The 2643-nt window shown below is 49.8% G+C and carries 2 protein-coding genes and 2 pseudogenes; 2 read left to right on the top strand and 2 right to left on the bottom strand.

What is annotated here, in order from left to right; all coding sequences use genetic code 11:
• Both Q0628_RS15610 and Q0628_RS15605 read right to left on the bottom strand, forming a co-directional pair.
• A pseudogene (locus tag Q0628_RS15610) lies at positions 1-198 on the bottom strand (hypothetical protein); the annotation flags it as partial.
• A gap of 87 nt (positions 199-285) precedes the next feature.
• Positions 286-708 (bottom strand): hypothetical protein, encoded by a 423-nt coding sequence (locus Q0628_RS15605; protein WP_298772585.1) that lies wholly within the window; start codon positions 706-708, stop codon positions 286-288.
• 278 nt (positions 709-986) lie between these two features.
• Here Q0628_RS15605 and thiL point away from each other — a divergent pair, with 278 nt between their 5' ends.
• Together thiL and Q0628_RS15595 are read left to right on the top strand one after the other, a co-directional pair.
• Positions 987-1982, top strand: coding sequence for a thiamine-phosphate kinase (thiL, locus tag Q0628_RS15600; protein WP_298772583.1), 996 nt, complete (start codon positions 987-989; stop codon positions 1980-1982).
• Positions 1979-2643, top strand: a pseudogene (locus Q0628_RS15595) (type II/IV secretion system protein); the annotation flags it as partial. The gene thiL and the pseudogene Q0628_RS15595, both read left to right, overlap by 4 nt.

Genomic DNA, 2643 nt, shown 5'->3' with positions numbered 1-2643 from the left:
CCACGGGTTCACGTAGACAGTCAGACCTAAGTCTGCAGACTGGTCCACGATTTCCTTCATGGTACCGTAGTAATACTGTTGGTCTTCTTCGCTCCACGTGTGGAGAACCGCATTGAAACCCGCCGCCTTGATGTCGGCCATGTCGGCCAAAACATGCTTGGGCGAGCGTACGCCAAAATAACTTACGCCTTTGATCATGCGCGGAAATATAGATATGTGTAATGTGTGATGTGTAATGTGTGATGATTAATTTCTCATTTCACACTTTACATTCCACATTTCACATTAGTTATTAGCCCATTGGGGTGAGCCACTCTTGAGCAACACCTGTTCCAGCGTGCTGTACCATTCTTCTTCGCTCACGGGCTTGCGCACCCAGTAGTAGTTGTCGTCGCTTTCCGGTAGCGGCATATTGTCTGGAACGAGTTCCACAATCCACGATTCAGGAATGCCGTCGTGCAAGAGCTTGCTGAACTTGAGGTTCTGTTCGTACGGGCGATCTGCGTGGTCGAGAATGATGAGTGCGGGGGACTGTCCGATAATCAATGCAGATTCCAGAAGGTTTGTGGCGTCTTCGATGGAATTGCAGGTATACATCGTAGAATCTTCCGCCAAATCACCGTGCTCCAAAAGCCAACGGAACGTCCATTGACTGAGGCGGTCTAAGCTGCCTGGAGAAGACGGGGCTATGAAGAAGATGTGTCCCATGCCCTAAAAGATAGGTAATTTTCCCGGATTGTGAATAGATTTTTTTGTCTTTTTCACAAAATTTTTTTTGTCCAATAGTTGTATTCAATTTATCAACAATTTACCGCCAAGTTGTTGTGTTGGCGTTTTTTTTGAATAGTTGAAGCGGGAACACTTGTGGATAAAAAAGTGGTTTATGCGGAGAGGAAATGGAAGCGTCGGCCTAGGATGGGGAGCGTAAAAAAGCCCCTCCCTCATTAAAAATTATATTTAAAGAAAATTTTTGATGAATTAAAAAGATGTTTCCTAACCTAGGTGAATTCAATTTTATTCAGGCCCTTTTAAAAGATGCTGCCGCCTTTAAAAAACAACCTCCCGCAACAAGAGGCTGGCTCGGCGTGGGCGATGACTGCGCCCAATTCGACGGCTGGCTCGTGACCAAGGACCTGTCGGTCGAAAATACGCATTTTAGGCTGGGTTGGTCAACGCCGGAGCAGGCGGTCGAAAAGCATATTGTCTCGAACGTGTCGGATATTTCTGCCATGGGCGGTGTCCCGCGCTTTGCGGTGCTTGGGCTTTGTATCAACAAGAATTGGTCGCCGGAAACTCGCACCCGCGTGCAGGCCGCTCTTTCGCAGGGCTTTGCGCGGCGTGGAATCGCCTTGATTGGCGGCGATACCGTGGTGGGCGATGTGGGAATGTTTTCGACAACGCTCTTGGGAACGCTCGAAGGCGAAAATGCACAGCCGCTTTTACGCTCGGCGGTTAAACCGGGCGATGCTTTGTATGTGAACGGAACGCTCGGAAAGTCGGGTGCGGGCCTTTGGCTTTTGATGAACCACCCCGAGGCCAAAGACGAATTCCCGACGCTGGTGGAATACCACTTGGCTCCTAAAATTTGCGAATCTGCCGGGGCTGAACTTTTGCGCTTGGGGGCGGGCGGCGCTTGCATGGATATTAGCGACGGACTTTCGTCGGAACTGAACCACTTGGCTCTTTCTTCCAGTGTTGATTTGCAAATTATTGAAAATAAACTCCCGATAGACCCCGAAGTTACGCGCTTGTGCGAAAAATATGGCCAAAATCCCCTAAATTTTGCATTAAATGGGGGTGAGGAATATCACCTGCTATTTGCAAATTCTAGCCCAAAAAGTATATTTAAAGCAAATACCCAATTGGGCGAGGTGTGTGAAATTGGATTTGCCGTAGAAAAATCTGCGGGCGACCCGGTCAACATGCTTTGCAAAAATGGAGAAAAAATGCCCGTTCAACCTCGGGCGTGGTCGCATTTATGATAAATAGCAATAAGATGAACTTGGGCCAGTTGCTGCTTCGTCAAGGCGTATTGGACGAAGACCAGTTGGCTCATGCCATGGCCGAACACAAACGTACCGGGCTTATGCTCAGTAAGATTCTGGTGCGCCTTGGCATGGTGAGCGAAGAAACGCTAACGAACATCCTCGGGTCGCAGATGCAGTCTTCGACCAAGATGCGTATCGGCGAAATGCTCCTTGCGCAGGGTTACATTACCCAGGAACAGCTGGACAAGGCTCTCGAAACGCAGAAGACCTCGGGCAAGCGACTCGGTCGCACCTTGGTGGACCTGGGCTACATGCCCGAAGAACGCCTGATTGAAATCCTTTCGAGACAGTTCGAAGTTCCGTATGTAAAGCTTGAAAACTTCAATATCGATCCCAACGCCTTCAACTACTTGCCCGAAGACATGTGCAAGCAGTACAAGGTGGTGCCGCTGTTCGTGCAGAAGGGTGAAGATGAACGCCGCCAGGTTCGCTCCGTGATGACGATTGCCATGACGGACCCGACCAACATGCGCACGATCAGCATCGTGAAGTTCAAGGTGCGTATGGATGTGGATGTGGTCATGGCCTCCGAAGCCGACGTGATGAAGGCCATCGAACGCGTGTTTGCCGGTCACGGTCCTGCCGAAGAATCCCT

Origin of the sequence: uncultured Fibrobacter sp. (genome assembly GCF_937877005.1) — a bacterium.
GTDB lineage: Bacteria > Fibrobacterota > Fibrobacteria > Fibrobacterales > Fibrobacteraceae > Fibrobacter.
The sequence above is the reverse complement of the archived record's forward strand: the minus strand, read 5'-3'. Positions and strand labels throughout refer to the sequence as shown.